Annotated in this window: 23 protein-coding genes, 1 tRNA gene and 1 other RNA gene; 13 read left to right on the top strand and 12 right to left on the bottom strand. The window is 43.2% G+C overall.

What is annotated here, in order from left to right; all coding sequences use genetic code 11:
• Positions 1-233: 233 nt before the first annotated feature.
• From FN831_RS22380 to FN831_RS22365, 5 genes are all read right to left on the bottom strand, one after another.
• Positions 234-938 carry a nucleotidyl transferase AbiEii/AbiGii toxin family protein gene (locus tag FN831_RS22380; protein ID WP_142530423.1) on the bottom strand — a complete coding sequence of 235 codons (705 nt, stop codon included), beginning with the start codon at positions 936-938 and terminating at the stop codon, positions 234-236.
• Positions 896-1,396, bottom strand: coding sequence for a DUF6922 domain-containing protein (locus FN831_RS22375; protein WP_142530422.1), 501 nt, complete (start codon positions 1,394-1,396; stop codon positions 896-898). The genes FN831_RS22380 and FN831_RS22375 overlap by 43 nt, the downstream gene beginning before the upstream one ends.
• An 83-nt stretch (positions 1,397-1,479) precedes the next feature.
• On the bottom strand, positions 1,480-2,103 hold the full coding sequence (locus tag FN831_RS28355; protein WP_317132111.1) for a site-specific integrase: 624 nt from the start codon (positions 2,101-2,103) through the stop codon (positions 1,480-1,482).
• Complete coding sequence (locus FN831_RS28350; protein WP_317132110.1) at positions 2,085-2,696, bottom strand: phage integrase SAM-like domain-containing protein; 612 nt, start codon at positions 2,694-2,696, stop codon at positions 2,085-2,087. Before FN831_RS28350 ends, FN831_RS28355 begins: the two co-directional genes overlap by 19 nt.
• A 248-nt stretch (positions 2,697-2,944) precedes the next feature.
• Positions 2,945-3,017: transfer RNA gene (locus FN831_RS22365), tRNA-Lys, on the bottom strand.
• Positions 3,018-3,326: 309 nt separating this feature from the next.
• Here FN831_RS22365 and FN831_RS22360 point away from each other — a divergent pair.
• Positions 3,327-3,827 (top strand): D-glycero-alpha-D-manno-heptose-1,7-bisphosphate 7-phosphatase, encoded by a 501-nt coding sequence (locus FN831_RS22360; RefSeq protein ID WP_142530421.1) that lies wholly within the window; start codon positions 3,327-3,329, stop codon positions 3,825-3,827.
• Between the two features lie 188 nt (positions 3,828-4,015).
• On the opposite strand, the gene fsa is transcribed toward FN831_RS22360, so the two are convergent.
• Both fsa and ffs read right to left on the bottom strand, forming a co-directional pair.
• The gene (fsa, locus tag FN831_RS22355) at positions 4,016-4,687 is read right to left on the bottom strand and encodes a fructose-6-phosphate aldolase (protein WP_142530420.1); all 672 of its coding nucleotides are present in this window, start codon (positions 4,685-4,687) and stop codon (positions 4,016-4,018) included.
• Between the two features lie 101 nt (positions 4,688-4,788).
• Positions 4,789-4,888, bottom strand: an RNA gene (ffs, locus tag FN831_RS22350) — signal recognition particle sRNA small type.
• Positions 4,889-5,329: 441 nt separating this feature from the next.
• Between ffs and gltB the strand changes: the two genes are divergently transcribed.
• Both gltB and FN831_RS22340 read left to right on the top strand, forming a co-directional pair.
• The gene (gene gltB, locus FN831_RS22345; RefSeq protein ID WP_142530419.1) at positions 5,330-9,841 is read left to right on the top strand and encodes a glutamate synthase large subunit; all 4,512 of its coding nucleotides are present in this window, start codon (positions 5,330-5,332) and stop codon (positions 9,839-9,841) included.
• Between the two features lie 2 nt (positions 9,842-9,843).
• Positions 9,844-11,310: a glutamate synthase subunit beta gene (locus FN831_RS22340; RefSeq protein ID WP_142530418.1), complete on the top strand. Its 1,467-nt coding sequence runs from the start codon at positions 9,844-9,846 to the stop codon at positions 11,308-11,310.
• A 71-nt stretch (positions 11,311-11,381) separates the two neighbouring features.
• Here FN831_RS22340 and FN831_RS22335 read toward each other — a convergent pair whose 3' ends face one another.
• A complete protein-coding gene (locus FN831_RS22335) occupies positions 11,382-11,912 on the bottom strand; it encodes an RNA methyltransferase (protein WP_142530417.1) in 531 nt (176 codons plus the stop codon).
• A 15-nt stretch (positions 11,913-11,927) separates the two neighbouring features.
• Positions 11,928-13,079, bottom strand: a complete 1,152-nt coding sequence (locus FN831_RS22330; protein ID WP_142530416.1) for a galactokinase — start codon at positions 13,077-13,079, stop codon at positions 11,928-11,930.
• A 205-nt stretch (positions 13,080-13,284) separates the two neighbouring features.
• On the opposite strand from FN831_RS22330, the gene FN831_RS22325 reads away from it, so the two are divergent.
• The 6 genes from FN831_RS22325 (at position 13,285) to FN831_RS22300 (ending at position 18,813) form a co-directional block, all read left to right on the top strand.
• The gene (locus FN831_RS22325) at positions 13,285-14,304 is read left to right on the top strand and encodes an aldose epimerase family protein (RefSeq protein ID WP_142530415.1); all 1,020 of its coding nucleotides are present in this window, start codon (positions 13,285-13,287) and stop codon (positions 14,302-14,304) included.
• A 101-nt stretch (positions 14,305-14,405) separates the two neighbouring features.
• Positions 14,406-15,056, top strand: coding sequence for a DsbA family oxidoreductase (locus FN831_RS22320; RefSeq protein WP_142530414.1), 651 nt, complete (start codon positions 14,406-14,408; stop codon positions 15,054-15,056).
• Complete coding sequence (locus FN831_RS22315; protein ID WP_142530413.1) at positions 15,057-15,704, top strand: phosphatase PAP2 family protein; 648 nt, start codon at positions 15,057-15,059, stop codon at positions 15,702-15,704.
• A 66-nt stretch (positions 15,705-15,770) separates the two neighbouring features.
• Positions 15,771-17,639: a TonB-dependent receptor plug domain-containing protein gene (locus tag FN831_RS22310; protein WP_142530412.1), complete on the top strand. Its 1,869-nt coding sequence runs from the start codon at positions 15,771-15,773 to the stop codon at positions 17,637-17,639.
• Positions 17,640-17,773: 134 nt separating this feature from the next.
• Entirely contained in the window at positions 17,774-18,490 is a 717-nt protein-coding gene (locus tag FN831_RS22305) for a pirin family protein (protein ID WP_142530411.1), read from the top strand.
• Positions 18,491-18,492: 2 nt separating this feature from the next.
• A complete protein-coding gene (locus FN831_RS22300) occupies positions 18,493-18,813 on the top strand; it encodes a hypothetical protein (protein ID WP_142530410.1) in 321 nt (106 codons plus the stop codon).
• On the opposite strand, the gene FN831_RS22295 is transcribed toward FN831_RS22300, so the two are convergent.
• The 3 genes from FN831_RS22295 to FN831_RS22285 all read right to left on the bottom strand — a co-directional run bounded on the left by FN831_RS22295 (position 18,777) and on the right by FN831_RS22285 (position 20,151).
• Positions 18,777-19,142: a DoxX family protein gene (locus FN831_RS22295; protein WP_142530409.1), complete on the bottom strand. Its 366-nt coding sequence runs from the start codon at positions 19,140-19,142 to the stop codon at positions 18,777-18,779. The two genes, FN831_RS22300 and FN831_RS22295, sit on opposite strands and share 37 nt — an antisense overlap.
• Positions 19,143-19,211: 69 nt before the next feature.
• On the bottom strand, positions 19,212-19,613 hold the full coding sequence (locus FN831_RS22290; protein WP_142530408.1) for a YtxH domain-containing protein: 402 nt from the start codon (positions 19,611-19,613) through the stop codon (positions 19,212-19,214).
• 97 nt (positions 19,614-19,710) lie between these two features.
• Complete coding sequence (locus tag FN831_RS22285) at positions 19,711-20,151, bottom strand: DoxX family protein (protein ID WP_142530407.1); 441 nt, start codon at positions 20,149-20,151, stop codon at positions 19,711-19,713.
• 86 nt (positions 20,152-20,237) lie between these two features.
• Between FN831_RS22285 and FN831_RS22280 the strand changes: the two genes are divergently transcribed.
• Genes FN831_RS22280 through FN831_RS22265 form a run of 4 tightly spaced genes read left to right on the top strand, consistent with a single transcriptional unit; the run spans position 20,238 to position 26,117 of the window.
• The gene (locus FN831_RS22280; RefSeq protein ID WP_142530406.1) at positions 20,238-21,077 is read left to right on the top strand and encodes a phosphatase PAP2 family protein; all 840 of its coding nucleotides are present in this window, start codon (positions 20,238-20,240) and stop codon (positions 21,075-21,077) included.
• Positions 21,078-21,121: 44 nt separating this feature from the next.
• Positions 21,122-23,740 carry an MGH1-like glycoside hydrolase domain-containing protein gene (locus FN831_RS22275; RefSeq protein ID WP_142530405.1) on the top strand — a complete coding sequence of 873 codons (2,619 nt, stop codon included), beginning with the start codon at positions 21,122-21,124 and terminating at the stop codon, positions 23,738-23,740.
• Between the two features lie 37 nt (positions 23,741-23,777).
• Positions 23,778-24,860 (top strand): glutamate 5-kinase, encoded by a 1,083-nt coding sequence (proB, locus tag FN831_RS22270; RefSeq protein ID WP_246101686.1) that lies wholly within the window; start codon positions 23,778-23,780, stop codon positions 24,858-24,860.
• A 6-nt stretch (positions 24,861-24,866) separates the two neighbouring features.
• On the top strand, positions 24,867-26,117 hold the full coding sequence (locus FN831_RS22265; RefSeq protein ID WP_142530404.1) for a glutamate-5-semialdehyde dehydrogenase: 1,251 nt from the start codon (positions 24,867-24,869) through the stop codon (positions 26,115-26,117).
• Positions 26,118-26,158: the final 41 nt, after the last annotated feature.

The following is a 26,158-nucleotide window of genomic DNA, read 5'->3' as shown; positions in this document are numbered from 1 at the left end:
GGTCAGTTTGCACCGAAACAGAGGGGTCAATTTGGAGCGGAATAGAACGTCAGTTTAATTGCGGAATGATAGGGTCAGTTTTGCCGAAACTCCCACTCTATCAACTCCAACTTATTTTTCTTTGAGCAAATCATGAGAAAATTAAAATGCCTTCATATCTTAAGGTGCCAATTTGGTACCTTAAGATAGGTTATAATATTTCGTGATAACCTATCCCTGTTATTTGTGTAAATCTAGCGACCCATCCCTCTGCCACGGTCATTTTTCTGGTTATTTTTTGTTTCCTGAAGCTTACGGTATAATTCCCTGCTTTCTAATACACGTGTATATTCACGTACCGCCTTTGAAATACTTTTCTGCACATCCTGCCATTTTAGCTTTCCATCCATCAGTTTTACGGGAACATTAAAGTCGATATCGTTATAGTACATTAGGGATGACTTAGCGGTGTTGGGATCGACATTTGGGTATTTCTGGCAGTAGTAATCCAATATTTCAGTCAAAGGCATTTCCATTAACAGGTAATGCATATCGATAAAATCCTTGATCCTTTGCCCGCTATTCACAATTGCATTGATCTTCATGGCCGATATATCCTGGTTGGACATCATCCGTATTCCTTCAATGGTTTCTATTGGTCTGATAGATGGATACTTGTGCGAGATAAAATCAAAATCAACTTCGCCAATGCTACCACTTACATAATTGCCCTTGTGGCGTTTTATATCCGCACCATAGGTGTTCCTTAAATGTACAGCGAGTCCATCACCATCAAAATCCGAAGAGCTGAAAAGGTCGATATCTATGGATTCCCTGTGTCCGATCCTTAAAGATAGTGCGGTACCACCTACAAGGTAAAAGGAATTGAACTGATGGTCTTGCATCAGTGTCTGGATTAGATCCAGTGTCCCTGGTGTAACTGTTTCTTTGTGTAACATCTGAGTTTTTCTTTGCTCAACTGAAAATATTTACAAACGGTCTCCATGGTCATATCAGAAAGATAGGTGATGTCTTCTTTGAGGGCTCGGATTACGTTCTCCCTACCATAAAACCTGATCATCTCCTCCCAATCCATTGTATTGCCTTTATCAAGCACCCGTTCGATAACGGTTTTGTAACTCCTGCTCCAATCCAGTTTTTCGAAATCAAAGTCCCAGAACAGTACCTTTGGAAGGTCTGGTCTTCTGACCTTTTGTATCAATGGATGTCTTTCAATCTTGATCTCATCGTTTTCGAATGGAACCTTTTTTTTCGAAAGATAGTTGTTCAATGTATGATAGTTATAGGTTGGGTAGCTGTCGCAAAATCCTTTCAGACTTGAAAACACATCGATATCTGTACTGGCAAATCTTTTCCAGTGCACAACGATTACTCTTTTGTTCAATTCCTTTAACATCCTACAAATCTAATCAAAACAGGAGTTAATGCCTAATATTTTTAAATATTTGTCAGTTGACTGTGATTATTAAATTTATTGATTTATATCATAGCTAACTTTTTCTTTAGCACTGCCATATCCTCGCTTACCTTGATATCCAAAATCTTCGCGTAATGCTGGGTAGTCCTGATGTTCGTATGTCCGAGCATCTTCGATACGCTTTCTATTGGTACACCATTCAATAGCGTAACGGTAGTGGCAAAGGTATGGCGGGCAATATGCGAGGTGAGTTTTTTCTCAATTCCGCAGAGGTCGGCAATCTCCTTCAGGTATTCGTTCATCTTTTGGTTGCTGGGAACTGGAAGAAGCAAGCCTTTATTAAGGCAAACTTTGTTGGTTGCGTACCTGTCGACAATCTCAACAGCTGTTGACAGTAGCGGAACCGACGATCTTGTTTTGGTTTTCTGCCTATTGGTAAAGATCCATCGGTCGCCATCAATTCCCTTTCTGATATTCTCCTGTTTCAGTTTGAAGACATCGACATAAGCCAAACCAGTAAAACAACAGAAAATAAAAACATCTCTCACCTGCTTCAATCTCTCCGATAAAAACTCTTTTCCCGCGATATTAGCCAATTCCTCCTTGTTCAGATAAAAGCGATCAACATTCTTTGTTTTGCCTTTATAAGCTGTAAATGGAGATTTGTCTATCCATTCATTTTCCATACAGATGCGAAGGATCTTTCCAAGATTTTTAATGTTCTTACCACATAATTGTTCGCACAGTTCTTGTCAGACCTTAGATAATGATCAAATCCATTCAGAAATGCCTGGTCGATAGTTCTAATGTCCATATCGGCTACACCATATTTCAAAGGGATAAAAACCTTCAGGTGTCTTTCCAGAACTTTATAACGGTTCAATGTGCCACGTACATAATCTTTACCTACAAGCTGTTCCATCTTTAAATTATGATCGGCAACCGCTTCCAATAGGGTATGTGAATTAATAAGCGTACCTAGATAACTTGATTTGATGGCATCGGCAGTAATAGGCAGCCCCATATCGAAAACACGTTGATGGGCATAATACACGGCATTCTGCAATTGGTCAAGATGGGTGTTCAACACCTTGATCTCTTCTTTTGAGCCGATAGCTCTGCCACCCTTGGCGTTCCATCGCTTGGGATCGCAGTCCCGATTGGTGGCGATTTCTGCACGGTTTCCCTCTACGGTAATCCTCATGTAGATCGGAACATTTCCGTTCACATAGTTCTTTCGCTTTTTCAGATAGAAAAGCAGGCTAAAATTGGTCTTCATAATCTCTCGATTTTAGTTAAACAAATATAGCTTTGCGACTAAATCCCTACAAGATGTTCAGTTTATAACAACCTGTACAATAAATGATTATGTACAATTCGGTGAGTCAATTTTAACCGTTCTGCCTTACTCACCGAATCACTCACCAAAGTTTTGTGAATTCGTGCGATTTTTGGCAATTCCGTAAAAGCAAAAACCCTGCTAATCTTGCGATTGCAGGGTTTTATACATTTTGATAGTCTTTGGTGTGATCCCGCTGGGATTCGAACCCAGGACCACTACATTAAAAGTGTAATGCTCTACCAGCTGAGCTACGGAATCATCATTCTTTTCAGAATTACTCTAAGCGTTTCCTTTTAAAGTGATGCAAATATAGGAGTACAATCCATATACTGCAAATAAAAATGTGGCGTAACTTATAGTCCCCTGATCCTAAGCCTGATTAATTGCATTTCGTGTTAAATAAACGTTAAATTCAACCGGAAAACGGCATTTTCAGCCCCTAAAGATTCTTTATGACAATTAGTTTTTTATGCTTAAAATCGTAAAACTGATCTTTTTCCTGAATAATTGTTCCAACTCTTGCTATGCATTAAATTATATTTTGATATTTGGGGCAAATACGAACGAATGAACAAAGCCATATTTTTAGACCGTGATGGTGTACTCAACCACGAGATTCACGATTATATCACCAGACTTGAAGATTTTGAAGTCCTGGAATATCAAATTCCCCCATTAAAAAGATTTTTTGACGAAGGATACCTGCTGGTAGTGATCACAAACCAGGGAGGAATCGCATTAAAACGTTATACAGAAGAAACACTGGCAGAGATGCACGAATTACTGTTCAATAAATTTGAGGAGCAGGGAGCGGAGATTATCCATGCATATTACTGTCCGCACCATCCAACGGTATCTGGAGAATGCGAATGCAGAAAACCAAAATCAGGAATGTTGCTGGAAGCGATTGCTGAATATGATATTGATCCTGCTTTATCTGTTATGATTGGTGACAAGCCAAGAGATGTAGAAGCGGCAAACGGGGCAGGAGTGAAGGGCATTCTGATCGCTCCTGATGAGCAGATCGATTACGATAAAGTAAAAGCTGTACTTGAAGCAAAAGCTTAATCCAGGTCGGCAACGGGAGATTGATCAGCTCAGATTGTAGTAATATAATTTGATCATATCAGATCTCAAATACAATAAGATAAATCTGATAACAAACAGCGAATCCCCTGGAAAAGCAATATAAATGAAAAACGGGCCTGAATACTCAGGCCCGTTTTCATTAACTCCAAACAGAATCAAATATATGATTATCCTTTAACTGCTGCTTCTGCTGCTTTTTTATGGTCAGCAAGGAAAGTAGCCAGGCCACTGTCAGTTAATGGGTGTTTCAATAAACCTAAAATTGCTGTTAATGGTCCGGTCATTACATCAGCACCTAATTTAGCACAGCTGATGATATGCAATGGTCCGCGGATAGAAGCAGCAAGAATTTCAGTTGGGTATCCGTAGTTATCAAAAATCAAACGGATATCTTCGATCAGTGTTAAACCTTCAGAACCGATATCATCTAAACGGCCAAGGAACGGAGAAACATAAGTTGCACCAGCTTTCGCAGCCAATAATGCCTGCCCAGCAGAGAAAATCAAAGTACAGTTTGTTCTGATACCTTTTGATGTGAAATATTTGATCGCCTTAACACCATCTTTGATCATCGGAACTTTAACAACGATCTTAGCGTCAAGAGCAGCTAAAGCTTCACCTTCTTTAATAATTTCTTCGTAAGTAGTAGAGATCACTTCAGCACTCACCTTATCATCAACGATAGCACAAATTGCTTTGTAATGATTGATTACGTTTTGTTCGCCGGTGATACCTTCTTTAGCCATAAGGCTGGGATTAGTAGTTACACCATCTAAGATACCAAGGTCCTGCGCCTCTTTGATTTGATCAAGGTTAGCCGTGTCAATGAAAAATTTCATGATTATATAATTTAAGGAAAAATAAACTGCGGAATAAATCGGCGTATACTCTGAACGGAAGATTGTGCAATGAAAGCATAGTCAATCTGGAAAAAATAAAAAATGGGCAAGCAACCTTTATCGCACCGCTACAACCTTCTACCCTTGCTTCGTTCCCGCCCTGGGGGAGTTCAAAGGGAGCTGATCGTAAAGGACTTGCCCACTGCAAATGTAGCAATAGAATTGGTTCTACAAAAGTCTAAACAACAATTTTTAGCTATTATTTGTACTTTTTGTGATAATGGATTGAAATTTAGCGGATTGTATTTTAATAAAAATTAATTATTTCGTGTTTGCACAGCATTTGGACAAACAATCCCAATTGACCGTGTAAAGGCGGTTTTTCAGATAATTTATGTAAGTTTACTATATATAAGAGGACCTACTACAAATAACTCTGCGGATCGGGGGGGTATATTGCCCTAATTAAAAACCAATCTAAATAAGATGCTTATGTATTTGATAATTTTGATAGCCATATATTATCAAAGTGTTAAAGTTAAGCTCTGATCGTTACACAATTCTTTATTTTTCATAAAAAAATTGTGAATTTAACAATTTGAGAACATTTTGATTATCTTAGTGTTTCGAATACATTAAGATATGGAACAAATAGAAGAGAATCAAGGCTTATATAACTCAAGCTTTGAACACGATGCCTGCGGTATTGGTTTTGTTGCTCACGTGAAAGGAAGAAAATCCCAGCAAATTATTTCTGATGCCATTACTATTTTAGAGAAACTTGACCACCGGGGTGCTGTTGGTGCTGAAATTAATACGGGCGATGGTGCTGGTATTATGATCCAGGTTCCACACGAATTTTTATATGATGAGTGCCTTAAAATAGGATTTAGCCTAAATCAGTCGGGCGACTACGGGGTAGGAATGTTGTTCCTTCCAAAAGACGTAAGAGCAAGAGAAGAATGCAGGGAGATCGTTTACCGTGTTGCTGAAAAGCTGAACCTTGAAGTTTTAGGTTTTAGAAAGGTAAATACCAATCCAGAAGATATTGGTAATATGGCACTGTCTGTAGAGCCTGAAATGGAACAGGTATTTATCGGCCGTCCGGATAATATCGCTGCAGGAGCTGATTTTGAACGCAAGTTATATGTGCTTAAGAATTATCTTACTAAAACGATTCTTAATACCGTAAAGGGCATTAAAGGCGATTTTTATATCGCTTCTTTCTCTTCACGTACTATAGTATATAAAGGACAGCTTACCTCTATGCAGGTACGCACCTATTTCACTGAACTCAGTGATAAAAGGGTAGTGTCTGCTTTTGGTCTGGTGCACTCCAGGTTTGCAACCAATACTTTCCCTTCATGGCGTTTGGCTCAGCCATTCCGTTATATCGCCCACAATGGCGAGATCAATACCTTACAGGGTAACCTGAACTGGTTCCGTGCAAGTGTACGCTCTTTTGCTTCGAGCTACTTTACTACCGAAGAATTAAACATGCTGCTGCCGTTTATCGATGAAACACAGTCAGATTCCGGCTGTCTGGATAACGTAGTAGAATTACTGATGCACTCCGGCCGTTCATTGCCGCATGTAATGATGATGCTGATCCCTGAAGCATGGGACGGTAACGATGACATGGATGAACTGAAAGCTGCATTCTATAAATACCATGCTACCTTAATGGAGCCATGGGACGGACCAGCCGCAATCGCATTTACTGATGGAAATATCATCGGCGGTACGCTTGACAGGAATGGTTTACGCCCGGCACGTTATGCCATTACAAAAGACGACCGTGTAATTATGGCCTCTGAATCTGGTGTTCTGGCACTTGACCAGAGCCAGATCATTGAGAAAGGCAGATTAACACCTGGAAAAATGTTTGTGGTAGATATGGAAGAAGGCCGTATCATCAGTGATGTAGAAATTAAAAACAGAGTGTGCAGCAGCCGTCCTTATGGCGACTGGATCAATCAATACCAGATCCGTCTGGAAGAACTCTCTGACCCAAGGGTTGTGTTTACAGGCCTTTCTCAGGAATCCATCTTTAAGTACCACCAGGTATTTGGTTATACCAGAGAAGATATCGACCTGGTATTAAAACCAATGGCACTGGAAGGCAAGGAAGCGATCGGATCGATGGGTACAGATATCCCTCTGGCTATCTTATCACAGAAACCTCAGCACCTTTCTTCGTACTTTAAACAGTTATTTGCACAGGTAACCAATCCGCCAATTGACCCGATCAGGGAAAAGGTGGTGATGAGCCTTGCAGGATTTATGGGTAACAATGGTAACCTGCTTGAAGAAAATGCAATGCACTGTCATTGTGTGGGAATCAAACATCCGATACTCACTAACCTCGAACTGGAGAAAGTACGCAGTATCGATACTGGTGTATTCCAGTCTAAAACTCTGCAGACCTACTTCCGTGCAGACGCCAAACCAGGTTCACTTGCAAAAGGTCTGGACCGCCTTTGCCGCTACGCAGTAGATGCTGTGGAAGATGGTTTCCAGGTGATCGTATTGTCTGACCGTGCGCTGGATTCAGAACATGCTGCTATTCCTTCTTTACTTGCAGTTTCGGCTGTTCACCACCATTTGATCCGCAAAGGATACCGTGGTGCGGTAGGACTGGTTGTAGAAGCAGGTGATGTTTGGGAAGTACACCACTTCGCTACACTGATCGGATTTGGTGCAACTGCTGTGAACCCTTACCTGGCATTGGAAACAATTTCCGGTATGGACAAAGAGGCAGGTGTTACTGCGGAAAAATTAATTCAGAACTATATCTATGCAATCAACAGTGGCCTGCTGAAGATCTTCTCTAAAATGGGGATTTCTACACTGCAGTCTTACCATGGTGCACAGATCTTTGAAATATTGGGTATCCACAAAAATGTGGTTGACAATTACTTTACCGGAGCGGTTTCCCGTATCGGTGGTTTAGGCCTCGATGAAATTGCCCGTGAAACACTGATCAAACATAACCGTGTATTTGGTGCGCACACACGTCCTGATGCAATACTTCCTACTGGTGGTAACTATAAATGGAGAAGAAAAGGTGAGCAACATTTGTTTAACCCGCAAACGATCCACTTGTTGCAGAACGCAACACGTAAAAATGATTACAATATCTTTAAACAATACAGTAAACTGGTAAATGAGCAGGGCAAACAGGCCTTCACGATCCGTGGTTTATTTGAGTTTAGTTATAACCGCCCTTCTGTTCCTTTGCAGGAAGTAGAATCTTCTGAATCAATATTAAAACGTTTTGCTACAGGAGCGATGTCTTTCGGCTCAATCTCACACGAAGCACACTCTACACTGGCTATCGCGATGAACCGCATCGGCGGAAAAAGCAATACCGGTGAAGGTGGTGAAGATGAATTGAGGTTTGAAACGATGGAGAATGGTGATTCCATGCGTTCGGCAATCAAGCAGATTGCTTCTGCACGTTTCGGCGTAACCAGCAACTACCTGACCAATGCTGATGAATTGCAGATCAAAATGGCACAAGGTGCAAAACCAGGTGAAGGCGGACAGCTGCCGGGCCATAAGGTTGACGACTGGATCGCTAAAACACGTCACGCAACTCCGGGAGTAGGTTTAATTTCTCCTCCTCCGCACCATGATATTTATTCGATCGAGGATTTGGCACAGCTGATCTTCGACCTTAAAAATGCAAACCGTGCAGCACGTATCAACGTGAAACTGGTTTCTAAAGCAGGTGTAGGTACCATTGCAGCCGGTGTGGCGAAAGCACATGCCGATGTAATCCTGATCTCAGGCTTTGACGGCGGTACAGGAGCATCTCCTTTAACCTCTGTACAGCACGCTGGTTTGCCGTGGGAACTCGGACTGGCAGAAGCACATCAGACCTTAGTGAAAAACCGTCTGCGCAGCAGGGTGGTACTTCAGGGTGACGGTCAGCTGAAAACAGGAAGGGATATCGCTATCGCTGCTTTGTTAGGAGCCGAAGAATGGGGTGTGGCAACAGCAGCCCTGGTAACCGCAGGCTGTATCATGATGCGTAAATGCCATCTGAACACTTGTCCGGTTGGTGTAGCCACACAAGATCCTGAACTGAGAAAACTGTTTACCGGCGATCCTGACCACGTAGTAAATCTCTTCCGCTTCCTTGCAGAAGAACTGCGCGAGATCATGGCAGAACTTGGTTTCAGAACGATTGAAGAAATGGTTGGACAGGCTGATGCTTTACAAATGCGTTCAATTGCAGATGAGCACTGGAAACTAAAAAACATCGACCTTTCAGCGATCTTATACAAAGCTCCGGATACCGGTGTAAGCTTGTACAATACAGAATCACAGGACCATGGTATAGACAATGTACTGGACCACCAGCTGATTGCAGCTGCTCAACCTGCACTGTTAAATAAAGAACCTGTATTCCAGACTTTCGAAGTGAAGAACACTGACCGCGCAATCGGTACAATGTTATCAAATGAAGTATCTAAAATATATAAAGGTGTAGGATTACCTGCAGATACGATCAACTTCAAATTCCATGGTTCTGCGGGACAAAGCTTCGGTGGTTTTGCCGCCAGAGGAATTTCCCTTGAACTTGAAGGTGAAGGAAATGACTATGTAGGTAAAGGTTTATCAGGAGCACGTATTTCGATCTATCCTTTTAAAGAGGTGAGCTATGTACCTGAGCAAAATATCATCATCGGTAACGTGGCCCTGTACGGAGCTACTTCAGGAGAACTTTTTGCCAGAGGATTGGCAGGAGAACGCTTCGCGGTAAGGAACTCTGGTGCAACAGCAGTTATCGAAGGACTGGGCGATCACGGTTGTGAGTACATGACTGGTGGTGAGGTACTGGTACTCGGAAATACAGGCAGCAACTTTGCAGCTGGTATGAGCGGTGGTATTGCCTGGGTTTATGATGTAAATGGCGATTTCCCTAACAAGTGCAACAAAGAGATGGTTGACCTGGATCCCTTAAACGAGGAAGATGAGTTACGCATCAACAGCTTACTGAGAAAACATATTCAGCTAACCAAAAGTAAGTTAGCAGAGTTTATCTTAAGCGACTGGGCAACTCAGTCGGCACATTTCATCAAGGTATTCCCTAAAGAATACAAAGCAGTTTTATTAAAAAGAAGCAATAAAGTTAAAACATCATAATAATGGGAAAAGTAACCGGATTTTTAGAATATGAGAGAACTTCTCCTGCAAAACAAGATCCTCAGGCTCGTTTAAAACACTACAATGAATTTGTGGTTGCTTTTGAGCAGGAGCAGATCAAACAGGAAGGTGCACGTTGTATGGATTGCGGCGTTCCATTTTGCCAGTCGGGCTGCCCGCTGGGAAATGTTATTCCTGAGTTTAACGAAGCCGTCTATAAAGGAGAATGGGAGCTGGCATCAAGCATTTTATTGAGCACCAACAACTTCCCTGAATTTACAGGCAGGATTTGTCCGGCACCATGTGAGTCGGCCTGCGTACTGGGTATCAACAAATCTCCTGTATCCATCGAGGAAATCGAGAAACATATCATTGAAATTGCTTTTGCAAAAGGATATATCAAAGCAGAACCACCACTGATCCGTACGGGTAAAAAGGTGGCTGTAATTGGCTCCGGACCTGCAGGACTTGCAGCAGCTGCACAGCTGAACAAAGCAGGGCACGAAGTAACAGTTTACGAACGCGACGACAGACCAGGCGGACTTTTAAACTACGGTATTCCTGATTTTAAACTACAGAAAGATGTAGTAAGCAGAAGGGTTGCCCTGATGGAAAAAGAAGGCATCGAGTTTAAATGCAACTCTAATGTAGGTGTTAACGTTGAACTGAATACACTGCTGAGAGATTTCCAGTCGATCGTTCTGGCTGGCGGATCTACCGTTCCGCGTGATCTTCCTGCAAAAGGACGTGAAGCAAAAGGTGTTCATTTTGCCATGGACTTCCTGAAACAGCAAAATAAACGTGTAGCAAACATTGACTTTGATCATGAAGCGATTACCGCTACAGGAAAAGATGTAATCGTGATTGGTGGCGGTGATACAGGATCTGACTGTGTGGGAACATCCAACCGTCAGGGTGCACGTTCTGTCATGCAGTTTGAGATCATGCCAAAACCAGGCACTGCACGCACGTCAAATATGCCATGGCCAACATTCCCTACCTTGCTTAAAGTAACTACTTCTCATGAAGAAGGTTGTGAAAGGGCATGGGGCGTAAACACCAAAGAATTTATCAAAGATGCCGAAGGCAATCTTAAAGGTATCCTGGTAGTGGATGTAGAATGGGAAATTGATCCTTCGGGCAGGCCATTAAACTTCAAAGAAGTTGCCGGTACTGAGCGTGAACTTCCTTGTCAACTGATCTTGCTAGCGATGGGTTTCCTTCATCCTCAGAAAGAAGGCCTGATCGAAAAGCTGGGTGTTGAACTTGATGCACGCGGAAACGTGAAAGCAGAAGAGGGCAAATTCCAGACTAACATTGCAAAGATTTTTGCAGCGGGAGATATGAGAAGGGGACAATCTTTAGTAGTATGGGCGATCTCTGAAGGAAGGGAAGCAGCAAGAAAAGTAGATGAGTACCTGATGGGATCAAGCAGGCTTGCAACAAAAGACGGCATTCCTTATGCGTAACATATAGTATTACCTTCACATTAAGTATTAACCAAAAAAGCACCGGGATTTCCTGGTGCTTTTTTATATGATTACAATCTCAGTTTCGCGTAAAAATCCCAGAGCACAATCCCTGCCGAGATCACGATATTAAAAGAATGTTTGGTGCCGAACTGAGGGATCTCAATACATTTGTCGATCTCTGCCATCACCTCATCACTCACGCCATTCACTTCATTTCCAAAGATCAGTGCGTATTTCTGATCCGTTTCAGGTTTGAAAGTATTCAGCATAATGCTGTCCACGGCCTGTTCTATCGCAATGATTTGATACCCATCCTTCCTTAGATCCCTGATCGCATCCAGCGTATCGTCGTAATGCTCCCAGGCTACTGATTGCGTGGCGCCGATCGCAGTCTTTTCAATTTCCCGGTGCGGGGGCTGTGCGGTAATACCACAGAGGATGATTTTTTCAATTGCAAATCCGTCCGCAGTCCTGAAAGCGGATCCCACATTGTTCATACTCCTGACATTATCCAGGATCACAACTACCGGTAGCTTATCCTGCTCCCTGAATTCTTCTATACCTACGCGGTTTAAATCAGTTGTCTTTAGTTTTTGCATAACGCAAAAATAGAATTAAATTGTGGTTGCTCCGTTACCAATTTTGCTTACATATACTTCACAGGCATAACCAACGCGCTCCTGATAGTAGGCAGTCAGTTTTTCGGTGAAGTCTTCCACAGCATCTTTCTTTAAGATCGCAATGGCACACCCACCAAAACCAGCACCGGTCATCCGTGCCCCGGTAACGTCTGCATAATCCGCACAGAAATCCACTACGGTATCCAATTCCAGTCCGCTCACTTCGTAAAGATCTTTCAATGACTGGTGCGAGGCATACATTAAGGTGCCAAATTCTTCCAGCTTGCCTTCGCTCAATGCTTTGGCCGCCAAACTTACGCGCTCGTTTTCATGGATCACGTGGGTTGCACGTTTCAGAATGGTTTCATCCGTAATGAGATGGCTGTGAAGGGCAAATTTATCCGGTGTAAGCTCACAAAGATTGCTGATTTTAACCTCCGTATTTAGTGCTGCCAGCGCGGCCTGGCATTCAGATACCCTTTCGTTGTATTTTGATTCTGCCAGTCCACGTGGTTTTTTGGTGTTAATGATGGTCAGCACATGGTCGCCCAGGTCGCAGTCTACGATTTTATATTCAAGGGTATCACAGTTCAGTACGATGGCTTTATCTTTCTCGCCAAAGGCCACAGCAAACTGATCCATAATCCCGCTGTTGAGCCCGATGAAATCATTCTCAACCCTTTTTGACATTTTCACCAGTGCCAGGCGGTCATAGTCCAGTTCAAGGTAAGCCGTAAGGGCATATGCTGTAACCACTTCTATAGATGCAGAAGAGGACAATCCCGAACCAATTGGGATGTTACCGGTGTACAGCAGATCGAACCCCACAGGGATCTGGAAATTCTTAAGGATCTCGTTGAATACACCAAGCGGATAATTGTACCAGCCGCTGCCATCCTTAGTATAAGATGATTCCAATGGGATTTCTGCTTCTTCAGGAAAATTTAAACTCTTGAAACGGATCGTACGGTCGTTATTGGGGGCAAGGGCAAGCCAGGTTCCCAGGGTAATTGCGCAGGGAAATACGAGTCCCCCGTTATAATCGATATGTTCGCCGATCAGGTTTACACGGCCGGGGGTAAAATATGTTGCTTCTGGCTGATGTCCGTAAGTCTCAAAAAATTTATTGGCTAATTCGTCTTTCATAAAGTTATAATGTACTGGATAAAAATTGTTTAAGGGATACGGTTATCTTTTAGCGTTAGATGATGACGATAATTATATCTAAAGTATGTTAATCAATTTCAGTTATCGATTGTTAAATATCTGGTTAAGTTGTTATGCGGGCTATAATATTGCCTGTATTATTTGTAGTATTGTTTAAGTATTAAAGAGCACCAATATACGTTTTATGAGAGAAAATCAAATTAGTACAGGAAAAATTATTGATGGAAAAGAAGTTTTCGCTGTAGAGCTGACCAATACCCGCGGGAGTAAAGTAAAGATATATAATTATGGTGCCATTGTGAGCAGTTTTATTGTAAAGAACGCTCATGGTGAAGATCAGGATATTGTGCTCGGATTTGATGATATTGACGGGTACCTCAATGAAGATTATTTGTCAGAATACCCCTATCTGGGCGCTGTAATAGGACGTTATGCCAACCGTATTAAGGATGGTAAATTCCAGATCGGCGGATCTGAATATCAGCTTACACAAAGCCTACATGGCGGAGAAAACGGATTTGATAAAAAGGTATGGGATATACTGCCCACTATCGATCCCAGTTTAACCTTACAATATATCAGCCCTGCGGGCGAGGAGAATTTTCCAGGCAATTTAACTGTACAGCTGAGCTTTAAATTGACTGATGAAGATGAACTGATCCTGGATTACCACGCGGTGAGCGATGCTGCTACAGCCATTAATCTTACCCATCATACATATTTCAATCTGGCCAGGCAAGGCGGGAATGTAGCTGAACACCATCACCGGATGACTGCCAGCAAATACCTGGAGCAGGACAACGACTACATCGTTACCGGGAAGGTGTTGCCTGGAGAAGGGACAATACATGATTTTCTCGGGGGAAAAGCAATCGGGCAGGATTGGGACCCTGAAGAGGGATATGACCAGACTTATGTACTGGATAAACCTTACGGACAGATGGGACTGGCTTCGGAAACTACCGAAAGAACTTCGGGCCTGAAACTGGAAGTGTACACCACAGAACCTGTTGCACATTTCTACACAGCAAAGTACCTGAATGTAGCTCATGGAAAAGGAGGAAGGGACTACAAGAAATTTGAAGCATTTTGTATCGAGACGCAGCATGCCCCCAATAGTGTCAATATACCTGCTTTCCCAAAAACTGTTTTAGCTCCGGGCGAAACTTACCTGCAAACAACGATATTTAAGGTAACTGTTTAGCCTGCTTAGGTAACAGTATCGTTAGGGTAAGGGTGCAGGTTAAACATTTGCGTTGCCTGCTTGTTTAAACTTATATTAGTATAAACACTAAATTAACAGCAATGAAAGTAGATATTTGGTCGGATGTAAGATGCCCGTTTTGTTATATTGGGAAAAGGAAATTTGAGCTGGCACTGGAAAAGTTCGCTCATAAAGATAATGTAGTAGTGGAATGGCATAGTTTTGAGCTGGATCCTGAAGCAGAAACCAGGCCTGATCTGGACCCTGCGGAATACCTTGCACAGAAAAAGGGCCAAACGAGGGAATGGGCGGTTCAAATGAACGATCATGTCAGTAAAGTTGCTGCTGAAGTTGGGCTCCGGTTTAACATCGGCAATGCTGTGGTAGCCAATTCATTTAATGCGCACCGTTTAATACAACTGGCCAAATCAATGGACCTGGGTAACGAAATAGAGGAACTTTTATTTATCGCTTATTTTATTGATGGCAAAAACATCGATGACCATACCGTACTTACTGAAGTTGGAACAGCCGCCGGACTGGAGAAATTTGCTGTAGAAACGATGCTCAGCGGTTTTGACTTTAGCAATGAAGTGCGGGCCGATGAACACATCGCGCAGCAGATAGGTATCAATGGAGTGCCGTTTTTTGTTTTTGACCAAAAGCTCGCAGTTTCGGGAGCACAGTCGCCAGAAACCTTTTTGGGAGCAATGAAGGAAGCGTGGTCTAAATCAGATATCAGCATATCGTAAATGACAATTTCTACAAAATATATACTGGTATTACAGATCTTCTTTTTATCTGTAATACCAGCTATCCTGTCTGCCCAGCAGATAGATACAATAAAGAACAGGATACCATTCAAGGAAAGCCGCGCTTTACAACGATTAGACAATCATATTATGATTGATCTTTCTCAGCACCGTACTCCTGAGAAAACAAACATCTTTATGTTTTTGTCCAAATATAATAACCTGGTCAACGTTGCTGTGCCTGCCGGTGTATTTGCAGGCGGTGTGATTGCAAATGATAAAGGAACACGTCAGAACTCCCTTTATATCGCCAGCAGTTCGGCTGTTAATCTGCTGGTAACTACTGTGATCAAAAGGATTGTCCGCCGGCCAAGGCCATTTCACGGACGCGTTCAGATTGTAGCGGTTTACGAACCTGGCAGCTCGTCTTTTCCTTCAGGCCATGCCTCATCATCTTTTACAACAGCTACTGCTTTGTCGCAGGTATACAGCAAGTGGTATGTGATAGCTCCTGCTTATTTATGGGCGGGTTCTGTAAGTTATTCAAGAATGTATCTTGGGGTTCATTACCCCACAGACGTAGCTACAGGAGCTATTTTGGGGACTTCAACGGCGCTGTCCATGAAGTTTATACAGCCCGGGCACTAGCCACAGGAAATTTTGCTGCGCTAATCTGACTTAATAATTCATATCTTCGCAGCAATTTTATCAAATATGAAGAAAGTATTACCCGTAATAGTAGCATTTTGTTTGTCTGCCGGTTATGCAGCAGCACAAAGTGATACCACTAAAAGTTTAAATGAGGTATTGGTAAGAGAAAACCGGCTTAAGCTTCCATTCTCCAAACAAAACCGTAACATCTGGATCATAGACAATCAGCAGATCAAAAATCTGCCTTCAAGATCTGTCAGTGATTTACTCAGTTATGCCACCGGCGTTGATGTTCGTCAGCGCGGCCCGGGCGGGGTACAGGCCGATATCAGCATTGACGGCGGTACTTTTGACCAGACGCTGGTATTGCTCAATGGGGTGAAAGTTTCTGATCCGCAAACAGGCCATAATATGATGAACCTTCCTATATCCATTGATGATATCGATCACATCGAGGTGCTTAGAGGTTCTGCATCACGAATTTACGGGATAAATGCACTCAATGGAGCAATCAATATCGTCACCAAATCGGTAACTTCTACAGGAGTTTCTGCCAATGTGTTTACCGGCAGTAGTTTCAAAAAGAACGAAAGTGGTGATCTTTATGGAAATTATGGTGTACGCGCTACAGGTACACTGGCATTAAAAGAATCCAGCCATCTTTTTTCTGTTGGGCAGGAAGCCGGCAATGGATACCGTCACAACACCGCATTCGATAATCAGAAAGTGTATTATCAGGGAAAGGTGAATGTGGGCAAAACAGATCAGCTGGATATCAGCGGCGGATATATTCATAACAACTATGGTGCGAATGGATATTACTCTGCGCCTGGTGATATCGAGTCTGAAGAGACCGTTAAAACTGCACTGGCTGCCGTGGCTTATAAAACACAACTGACCTCTTTCTGGACATTACTGCCAAGATTAAGCTACAGAAATAATGTAGACGACTATCTTTATATTAAACAAACACCGGATAAATTTCATAACCACCATGTAACGCAGGTGTTAAGTGCAGAACTGAACAACGTTTTTGATACTTCAATCGGTGAATTTGGACTGGGCCTGGAAGGCAGGAAAGAAAAAATCAAGAGTACCAATCTTGGAAAAAGAAACCGTGATAACCTGGGTATTTACGGTGAATACAAATTTGATAAAGTAGAGAACCTGCTGATCAACCTTGGAACTTATGTAAATTATAACTCTGATTTCGACTGGCAGGTGATGCCTGGAATTGATGCCGGATATACTTTTTTGGGTAACTGGAAAGTCTTTGTGAACCTGGGTACAGGAGAACGCCTGCCTACATTTACCGATTTATATTATAAAGGCCCCACCAATATTGGTAACGACCAGCTGCGCCCGGAGAAATCACGTTACGCAGAAGGTGGATTAAAGTATAATTCTAATCACTTTGTTTTGAATGCAAGTGTATTTAAAAGAAGAATCACTGATTTTATCGACTGGGTAAAGGCTGTACAAACAGATCCCTGGCAGCCGAAAAACTTTGCACAGCTAAACAGTACGGGCTATACACTCAGTGCCGATTACAATACAGGAACGTTAAATAACTCTCAGTTTTTTAATAGCATGAGATTTGGACTGGCCTATACACACCTTGATCCAAAAGTTAAAACGATCATTCCAATGGCAAATTTCTCAAGGTATGCTATTGAGACGCTCAAAAATCAATTGACGGCTACAGCAAATGCCGATTTCCTGAAGGTGATGTCTCTTACTGTAACCGCCAGATACTGTGAAAGGATTACTTATAAGGATTATACGATTGTTGATGCCCGTTTGTCATATAAGCTGAAAAAAAGCAGTATTTATGCTGATGCCTCCAACATATTTGATGTAAATTATATACAGGCCGGTGCTGTTCCGATGCCGGGAGTTTGGGCTACACTTGGATATAAGTTTAGTTTTTAGTACCCAATGAATACATAAGACGATTGCTGACCAGGGAAACTATTATTGGGGATTATTGATTTCTTATTCTATGATAAGACGGGAGATCAAATGATACTGTAAATTTGTGATACAACAATAAATCCTTACACATCATGGCACAAACAGTATTACATTTAGCAGCATCACGTGGCCTGGCAGATCACGGTTGGTTAAAGAGTAACCATACTTTTAGTTTTTCAAGTTATTTCAATCCTGAACGCGTTCAGTTTGGTGCATTGCGGGTACTCAATGATGATGAAGTTGAAGGTGGAAGAGGTTTTGGTGAGCATCCGCACGATAATATGGAAATCATTTCCATTGCGCTTGAAGGCGCCCTGCAACACAAAGACAGTATGGGCAATGTGGCCACCATCGAAACCGGAGAAATCCAGGTAATGAGTGCTGGCACGGGAATGTACCATATGGAGTATAACAAAAATGAAGGCGAGCCTGTTAAATTTCTTCAGATCTGGGTTTTCCCGAATAAAAGAAATGTAGAACCCAGGTACGACCAGGTAAAAATAGAAAGCCCTGCCCAGCCAAACCAACTGGTACAGATTCTTTCCCCAAACCCGGATGATGCCGGCGTATGGATCTATCAGGATGCCTGGTTCAATCTTGGAAAGCTGGAGAAAGGCAGTACCGTAGATTATACTATTCAGAAAAAAAATAATGGTGCCTATATATTTGTAATTGACGGGGAACTGGAGGTAAATGGCCAGAAACTCCACATACGTGACGGATATGGGATTTGGGAAACTGAAGGATTTACCATCACGGCCGGCACTGATGCAGAAGTTTTAATTATGGATGTACCAATGGAAGTTTAATCATGGATACGCTAACTAAAATCCTGGTGATAGGCACAAATGAAAAGATTCTGGCCACTGTGCTCCGCTTGTTAAATACCAATGAATCATGGAGGGCTACCGGTGTTTCAAATGCTGAGGAAGCACTCCAAAAATGCAGGGAACAGCATTATCAGATTTTACTGATTGGTGCAGGGCTGACAGATACGGAAGAACATGACCTGAGCAGACGAATTAAGGAGATCCATACGGATATTCATGTAATACCTCATTACGGAGGGGGAAGCGGTTTGCTCTTCGCTGAGATTTATCTTGCTTTAGGCACAACAAACCAGGCCCAGTAAATCAGGACAAACTGAAGCGGAAGCCTGATCAGTGCGAGAAGGGTAGAACCTATAGCGGGATGCTCCCTGAACGCATCATAAACATGGAAGGGAAGAAAAAAAACCATAAGTAAAATTGTTCCAGCTGCAGCCATTGGCCTGGAGCGGACAAATAGTAAGCCGGTCCCAAGTGTGATCTCAACCAGTGCTGTAAAATAATTTGTAGCCAGCAGAGGGAGCCACGAAGGAATCAGGGAGGCATATGCTGCAGGATGAAGAATATGGTTGATGCCCGCACCGATCAGCAATAATGCAAACAAAAATGCGAAAACAAAGCGCGTTTTTTCCATCAATATCCAATAAAAAAAGCAGGCTATTTTAGCCTGCTTTTTGATATCATTTTATGTATAACTGAGCAATTAAGCGTTTTCAACATCAGTTTTGATATTATCCGCTAAATCTTCAGCACGGTTGAATTTAGATTTTACACTTTCTACAGCGATATCTTTCAAATCAGAAAGCTCATCTACTCCATCCTGGATTTTACTGCTGTAAGTCTGATATTTATCTTTTGCTGTATCAGCAAGCTGATCCGCACCAGATTTAATCTTCTCTTTGTAAGTCTGCAGTTTATCTTTAGCGCTATCTGCAAGATCTTTGGATTTATCGGCGATCAAATCCCTTGTTTCCGTTCCGCTGGCTGGTGCAAACAACACCCCCAGGGCAGCACCAACTGCTAGTCCAGCCAGTAAAGCAACAACAACAGGAGTTTTATCTGTATGCCTATCCAACTGATCATTCAATAATTTCTTGTAATTCATGGCAATTAGTTTTAAATAAATAATGTTTTGTCATTTTTAGTTCAAAAACCAGTCCATGTTTTGATAATTATCAAAAAATAATTGAAAAGCCTGATTTTTATTCGGCCAGCGTTTGCTTCTCATGTTCTACAGACAATACACCGTCGCCCTCAACTAAAAAGCAGATCAGCGCCAGGGCAACTGCGGAGGAGAACCAGAACTCTGAGTACGGACTAAAAATCTGATTGGGCAGGTTCACATAGAAAACGGCAACAAGCACAACCGGAAGATTAAGCAGGCAAAACATCCGTGTATGGGAGCCCAGCGCAATCATCAGACCGCCAATTAAATGGAGCGCAATAATAAGGTGCGCCATCAGACTGATAGATACCGCAAAACCTAATCCCGCATTTTCCATCAGCGTGGTGAAAGCATGTAAATTGAAAGCGAATTCGATTCCCTTCCACATCAAAGTTAAGCCTAAGGCCATCCTGATAAAGTCCAGCCATTTTGGATGATGGCGATCGCCCCATTCCTGAATTTTCGTTAATACTTTCATGATCTATACTTGGTTTTAATGTTAATATGAATTTACGAAAATGTTATTTGATTTGCAAACAATAATATTAGCATCATTTAATCGTTTTGGCACGCAATTTCGTAGATCAGTACATGTTCACTAAACTTTCGCTGTCATTCCTGGTTTTCTGCTTTTGCGGCATCACGCTCCGCGCACAGGAAACCGATTCAATAAAAATAAAAAAGGATACATCAGATCACCAGGATAGTATTCATCATAAAAATCGTGGACAGGCCAGATTGAGGGACCAGGGCAAGCTTAAACTGTATGCTTTCATTCCTGCAACTGCAGCAGTAGCTTACGGCTTTACTGCACTCAATGCTGATTTTTTGCGCAGTGCTGATAATCAGATCTATAAATCCATCAAACATGATAACCGTAATTTCTATACCAACGCAGATGATTATCTCCGATATGTGCCGGCAGTGGCAGTATACGGACTGGATCTGTTTGGCGTAAAAGGCAAGAACAATTTCCGCGACAAGACTTCCATTTTGCTGATATCCAGCGCCTTTACCGGGATCACGATCAATGTGCTCAAGAAAAGCAGTAACAGGTTGAGACCCAACAGGCTCAACGATTATTCATTTCCCTCCGGCCATGCCGCTACCGCCTTTGCTTCTGCGGAGTTCCTTCGCCAGGAATACGGAGAAATATCACCATGGTATACTGCAGCTGGTTACAGCGTGGCAACTACAACCGCCGTGCTTAGATTATATAAGAGCTATCACTGGTTTAGTGATGTGGTGGCAGGAGCAGGGATTGGTATTCTGTCCACCAAATTTGCCTACCTGGTGTATCCATCAGTAAAACGTGCAGTGTGGGGCAGGAAAAAATCCAATACCGTGATGATGCCTTCATATCAGAATGGCGTTCCCGGATTGTTTATTTCAGGCAAGTTTTAACTACAAAGGGAGAAAATCCGCGCAACATTCCTTATTATTGGAGTATGAACTCCAGTAGTCAACTCAATCCTGAACAGCAGCGTATCCAAAACAATTATGGAGGAAAAACCAACTGGCTGAAGTGGGGTCCATATGTGACTGACCGTCAGTGGGGAACCGTGAGAGAAGACTACAGCAGCAATGGGGATGTCTGGAACCATGTTACGCATGATATGGCCAGAAGCAAAGCCTACCGCTGGGGAGAGGAAGGTATTGGTGGTTTTAGTGACGATAAACAGTTCCTTTGCGTAGCACTTGCGCTCTGGAACGGTAAAGACCCCATCCTTAAGGAAAGACTATTCGGCCTCACTAATGAACAGGGCAATCACGGCGAAGATGTAAAGGAAATCTATTACCATCTGGATAGCAGTCCTACCCACAGCTACATGAAAATGCTGTACAAGTATCCCTTAAACGCGTTTCCATACCAGGACCTGATTGATGAAAATGCCCGTCGCGACAAAACCAAACCAGAATACGAACTGATAGATACCGGCTTGTTTGACAATGATGAATATGCCGACGTTTTTATAGAATATGCTAAAAATGATATAGAAGACCTGCTCATCAGGTACACGGTATGGAACAGGAGCGCCGGAACAGCTTCCATTGAGGTGATCCCGCAACTCTGGTTCAGAAATACATGGTTTAATGGCGCAGCAAAACCTGAGATCCTCAATCACGGCCATAACACGCTTTTACTTCGCTCCGCTGATATCGGAGACTATCATTGCTGTGCGGACGGAAACCCGGATTTTCTGTTTACAGAAAACGAAAGCAACAACAGGCGTTTATATAATTTCCCCAATGCCACTCCATATGTGAAGGATGGCATTAATGAAGCCATCGTAAATGGCCGTCATTCTGCAGTGAACCCTGACCAGAGCGGTACTAAGGTAGGGCTGCGTTACCAGTTGGAAATTCCGCCGGGGGAAAGCCGGCAAATCAGGCTCAGGTTGTCAAAAGACAAGCAGGCCCTGGCTTTTAAAGATTTCGACCAGATTTTTATACAACGTATTACAGAAACTGATGAGTTTTACAACAGCTGCCAGATGACTGCAGTTGAGGTTGAAGAGAAAAGCATGCAGCGCCAGGCCTGGGCAGGTATGTTCTGGAACAAACAGTTTTATAGTTATGATATCAACCGCTGGCTTAAGGGAGATTCAGGCCAGCCCCGTCCCGATGAAAAAAGGAAAAAGGGACGCAACTCACATTGGAAACACTTTGTTGCAAATGACATCTTATCCATGCCAGATAAATGGGAATACCCCTGGTTTGCGGCATGGGACCTTGCCTTTCACTGCATCAGCTTTGCTGCTGTAGACCCCGACTTTGCGAAAGCGCAGCTCAGGCTGATGGTAAGTGCGAATTATATGCACCCAAGCGGACAGCTGCCTGCATACGAATGGGATTTTGGAGATGTAAACCCACCCGTGCACGCAATGGCTACATGGCATGTTTACCAAATTGATAAAAAAGCCAAGGGCAGGGGCGATGTGACGTTTCTGATCGACCTGTTTAATAAGTTGCTGCTCAACTTCACCTGGTGGGTAAATCAAAAGGACAGTGAGGGCAACAATATCTTTGAAGGAGGATTCCTTGGCCTGGATAATATCGGCGTCTTTAACAGGAGCCAGCCGGTACCGGGAGGAGGATTTCTGGAACAGGCAGACGGCACCAGCTGGATGGCCATGTATGCACTGAATATGCTGGAAATTAGCCTGGAACTGGCATCACATCACCGCGTTTTTGAAGCAATGGCCATTAAGTTTTTTGAACATTTTCTATATATCGCCGGCTCCATCTCTGCAATGGGAGAAGATTCTGCCGGATTATGGGACGAGCAGGATGGATTTTTCTATGACATGCTGAGAAAACCGGACGGAACTGCCGACAGTCTGCGTTTGAGAAGCCTTGTCGGACTGATTCCTTTGTTCTCACAAGTTGTTTTTGAAGAAGCCAAATGGGACAAGCTGCCAAAATTGAAAGAGCAGATGGACTTGTTTACGGAAAAACGGCCCGACCTGGTTAAACTGGTGAGCCACTGGACAGATACTAAAGGCAATAACCAGCATTTGCTATCCCTTTTGCGGGGGCACAGGATGAAACTGCTGCTGAAGAGAATGCTGGATGCCAATGAGTTCCTGTCGGATCACGGCATACGTTCCGTATCTAAAGCCTATTGTGAAAATCCATTTCGGTATCAGCTGGATGGATTTGATTATTCAGTAAGTTACCTTCCGGCAGAAAGTGATTCCAATATGTTTGGTGGCAACAGCAACTGGCGCGGCCCTGTCTGGATGCCGATGAATTACCTGATTATCGAATCGCTGAAGAATTTCCAGGATTACTATACAGATGACTTCAAGGTAGAATTCCCTACCGGGTCCGGTGAATACTTTAGTCTTGCTGAGATTGCAGCCCTGTTGAGCAAACGTTTAAAATCGTTGTTCCTTAAAGACGAAGCGGGAGAACGACCCGTATCGGGTGGTCACCCCAAATTTAACCATGATCCGCATTTTAAAGATTATATACAGTTTTATGAGTATTTTAACGGCGATAACGGAAAAGGGTTGGGAGCGGGCCACCAGACGGGCTGGACAGGATTGATCGCCCTCCTGTAGCAATTAAATACTTTTTTGAAATTTTTACTTTTATCATATGATGGCCGCTGCCTATAAAAGAATCGTTGTAAAAATCGGTTCTAATGTACTTACCCAACCAAATGGTTTTCCGGACGAAGCAAGGATCGCGCACCTCGTAGATCAGATTGTAACCCTTAAAAAACAGGGGAAAACCGTAGTGGTGATCTCTTCCGGTGCTGTAGCCGCCGGAAGGAGCATGATCAGTATCTCTGAGAAACATGACGCTGTAGCAGCGCGTCAGCTGTTGGCCTCCATCGGTCAGATCAAACTGATCAACACCTATTTGTCGCTCTTTGAAAAACATCAGATGTTATGCTCGCAGGTGCTGGTTACCAAAGAAGATTTCCGCGACCGGAAACATTACCTCAATATCAAAAGCTGTCTGTCGATCCTGCTGAAACACCAGGTAATTCCGATAGTTAACGAGAATGACGTGGTTTCAGTGACCGAACTGATGTTTACGGATAACGATGAGCTGGCCGGATTAGTGGCGTCAATGCTGGACGCTGATGCACTGATCATCCTTTCCAACGTGGATGGAATCTATAACGGCGACCCGAAATCCGCCTCCTCGTCGGTCATCAGGGAAATTAAAAGGGATAACGACAGCATCAGCTCTTTCATCAGCACTGCAAAATCAGGCTCAGGTCGTGGTGGCATGGTTACCAAGCTTGGAATGGCCCAGAAAGTTGCCAAACTGGGCATCCCTGTACACATTGCCAATGGCACACGTGCCAACGTATTAACCGACCTGGTAGAAGGAAAGGTGCTGAACACATTTTTTGTGCCCGAAAAGAATACCTCCGGAAAGAAAAAGTGGATCGCACATTCTGAGGATTCTGCAACGGGCATCGTAAAACTGAATGAGGGCGCCGCCAAAGCACTGATCTCCGGACAGGCCAGGAGCTTGTTGCCGGTAGGGCTGCTCGATATATCATCTGATTTTAAAAAAGGCGATATTATTCGTCTGGTAGATGAGAACGGGGTATTAATTGGCTTGGGAATTGCTGAATACGGTTCAGACAAAGCCAGAGAAAGAATAGGACAAAAAGGGGAAAAACCTTTAGTCCATTATAATTATTTTTATGCAGTAGGCTAAAAGGAAATGGAAAAAGATTATAGTATATATTTTGAAAATGCAGTAAAGGCGAGCCGTACCATCCACCGTTTAGCAAAAGAGACCGTAAACACAGTTTTAAATGAGGTTGCTGACCAGGTTGTAGCCAGGGCTGAAAGTATCCTTGCGGCAAACCAAAAGGACCTGGCCAGGATGTCTGCCGATGATCCCAAATATGACAGGCTGCAGCTGACTGCTGCAAGACTAGGCGATATGGCCCTGGAAATGAGAAATGTTGCAGCACTGGACAGTCCGCTGGGTGAACAGATTTCTGCAGACACACTCCCGAATGGGCTTGATCTGACCAAAATCCGCGTCCCTCTGGGGGTAATCGGAGTAATATACGAGGCAAGGCCCAACGTTACCCTCGATGTATTTTCTTTATGTTTTAAAACCGGTAATATTGCAGTGCTGAAGGGCGGGAGCGATGCCGAATTTTCAAATATCGCCCTCACTAAAGTCATTCACGATGTCTTGGAATCGCGTCATATAGATGTCAGTGTAGCAACATTACTTCCTGCAGAAAGGGAAGCAACTGCGGCGCTGCTCAACGCCGTTGGTTTTGTGGATGTACTGATCCCGAGAGGGAGCCAGTCGCTCATTACCTATGTCCGTAACAACAGTAAAATTCCCGTAATTGAGACGGGTGCAGGTATAGTACATACCTATTTTGATCAGTCAGGGGATAAAGAAAAGGGCAAAGGGATTATCTTCAATTCCAAAACCAGACGGGTAAGCGTATGCAATTCGCTGGACTGCCTGCTGGTCCATTCAGCCAGGCTTTCTGATTTGGCTGAACTCATCCTGCCGCTCGCTGATAAATCTGTACAGATCTTTGCTGATGATGCGGCTTTTGCAGCAGTTGAAGGCTCATATCCCCGGGAACTGCTTTATCATGCCAGTCCCGAAGATTATGGCACGGAATTCCTCGATTATAAGATGGCAATCAAAACTGTTGACGGCCTGGAAACCGCTTTGGCACATATATCTGACCACAGTTCCCGGCACAGCGAAGCGATTGTTGCCGAAGATGAGGATATCATCAATACCTTCCTTAACGCAGTTGATGCAGCAGCAGTTTATGCCAATGCTTCCACTGCTTTTACCGATGGCGGGCAGTTTGGCCTGGGTGCAGAAATAGGAATCAGCACGCAGAAACTTCATGCCCGCGGACCAATGGGACTGGCAGAACTGACCAGTTATAAGTGGGTGGTGAGGGGAAATGGACAGATCAGATAATTATATCTCACTTTTATCAGAAATCTTCAAAATATGACGCA

The sequence above is a fragment of the Pedobacter westerhofensis genome (assembly GCF_900182595.1).
GTDB classification, from domain to species: Bacteria; Bacteroidota; Bacteroidia; order Sphingobacteriales; family Sphingobacteriaceae; genus Pedobacter; species Pedobacter westerhofensis.
Note: the sequence above shows the minus strand (reverse complement) of the source record. Positions and strands in the feature narration are given on the sequence as shown.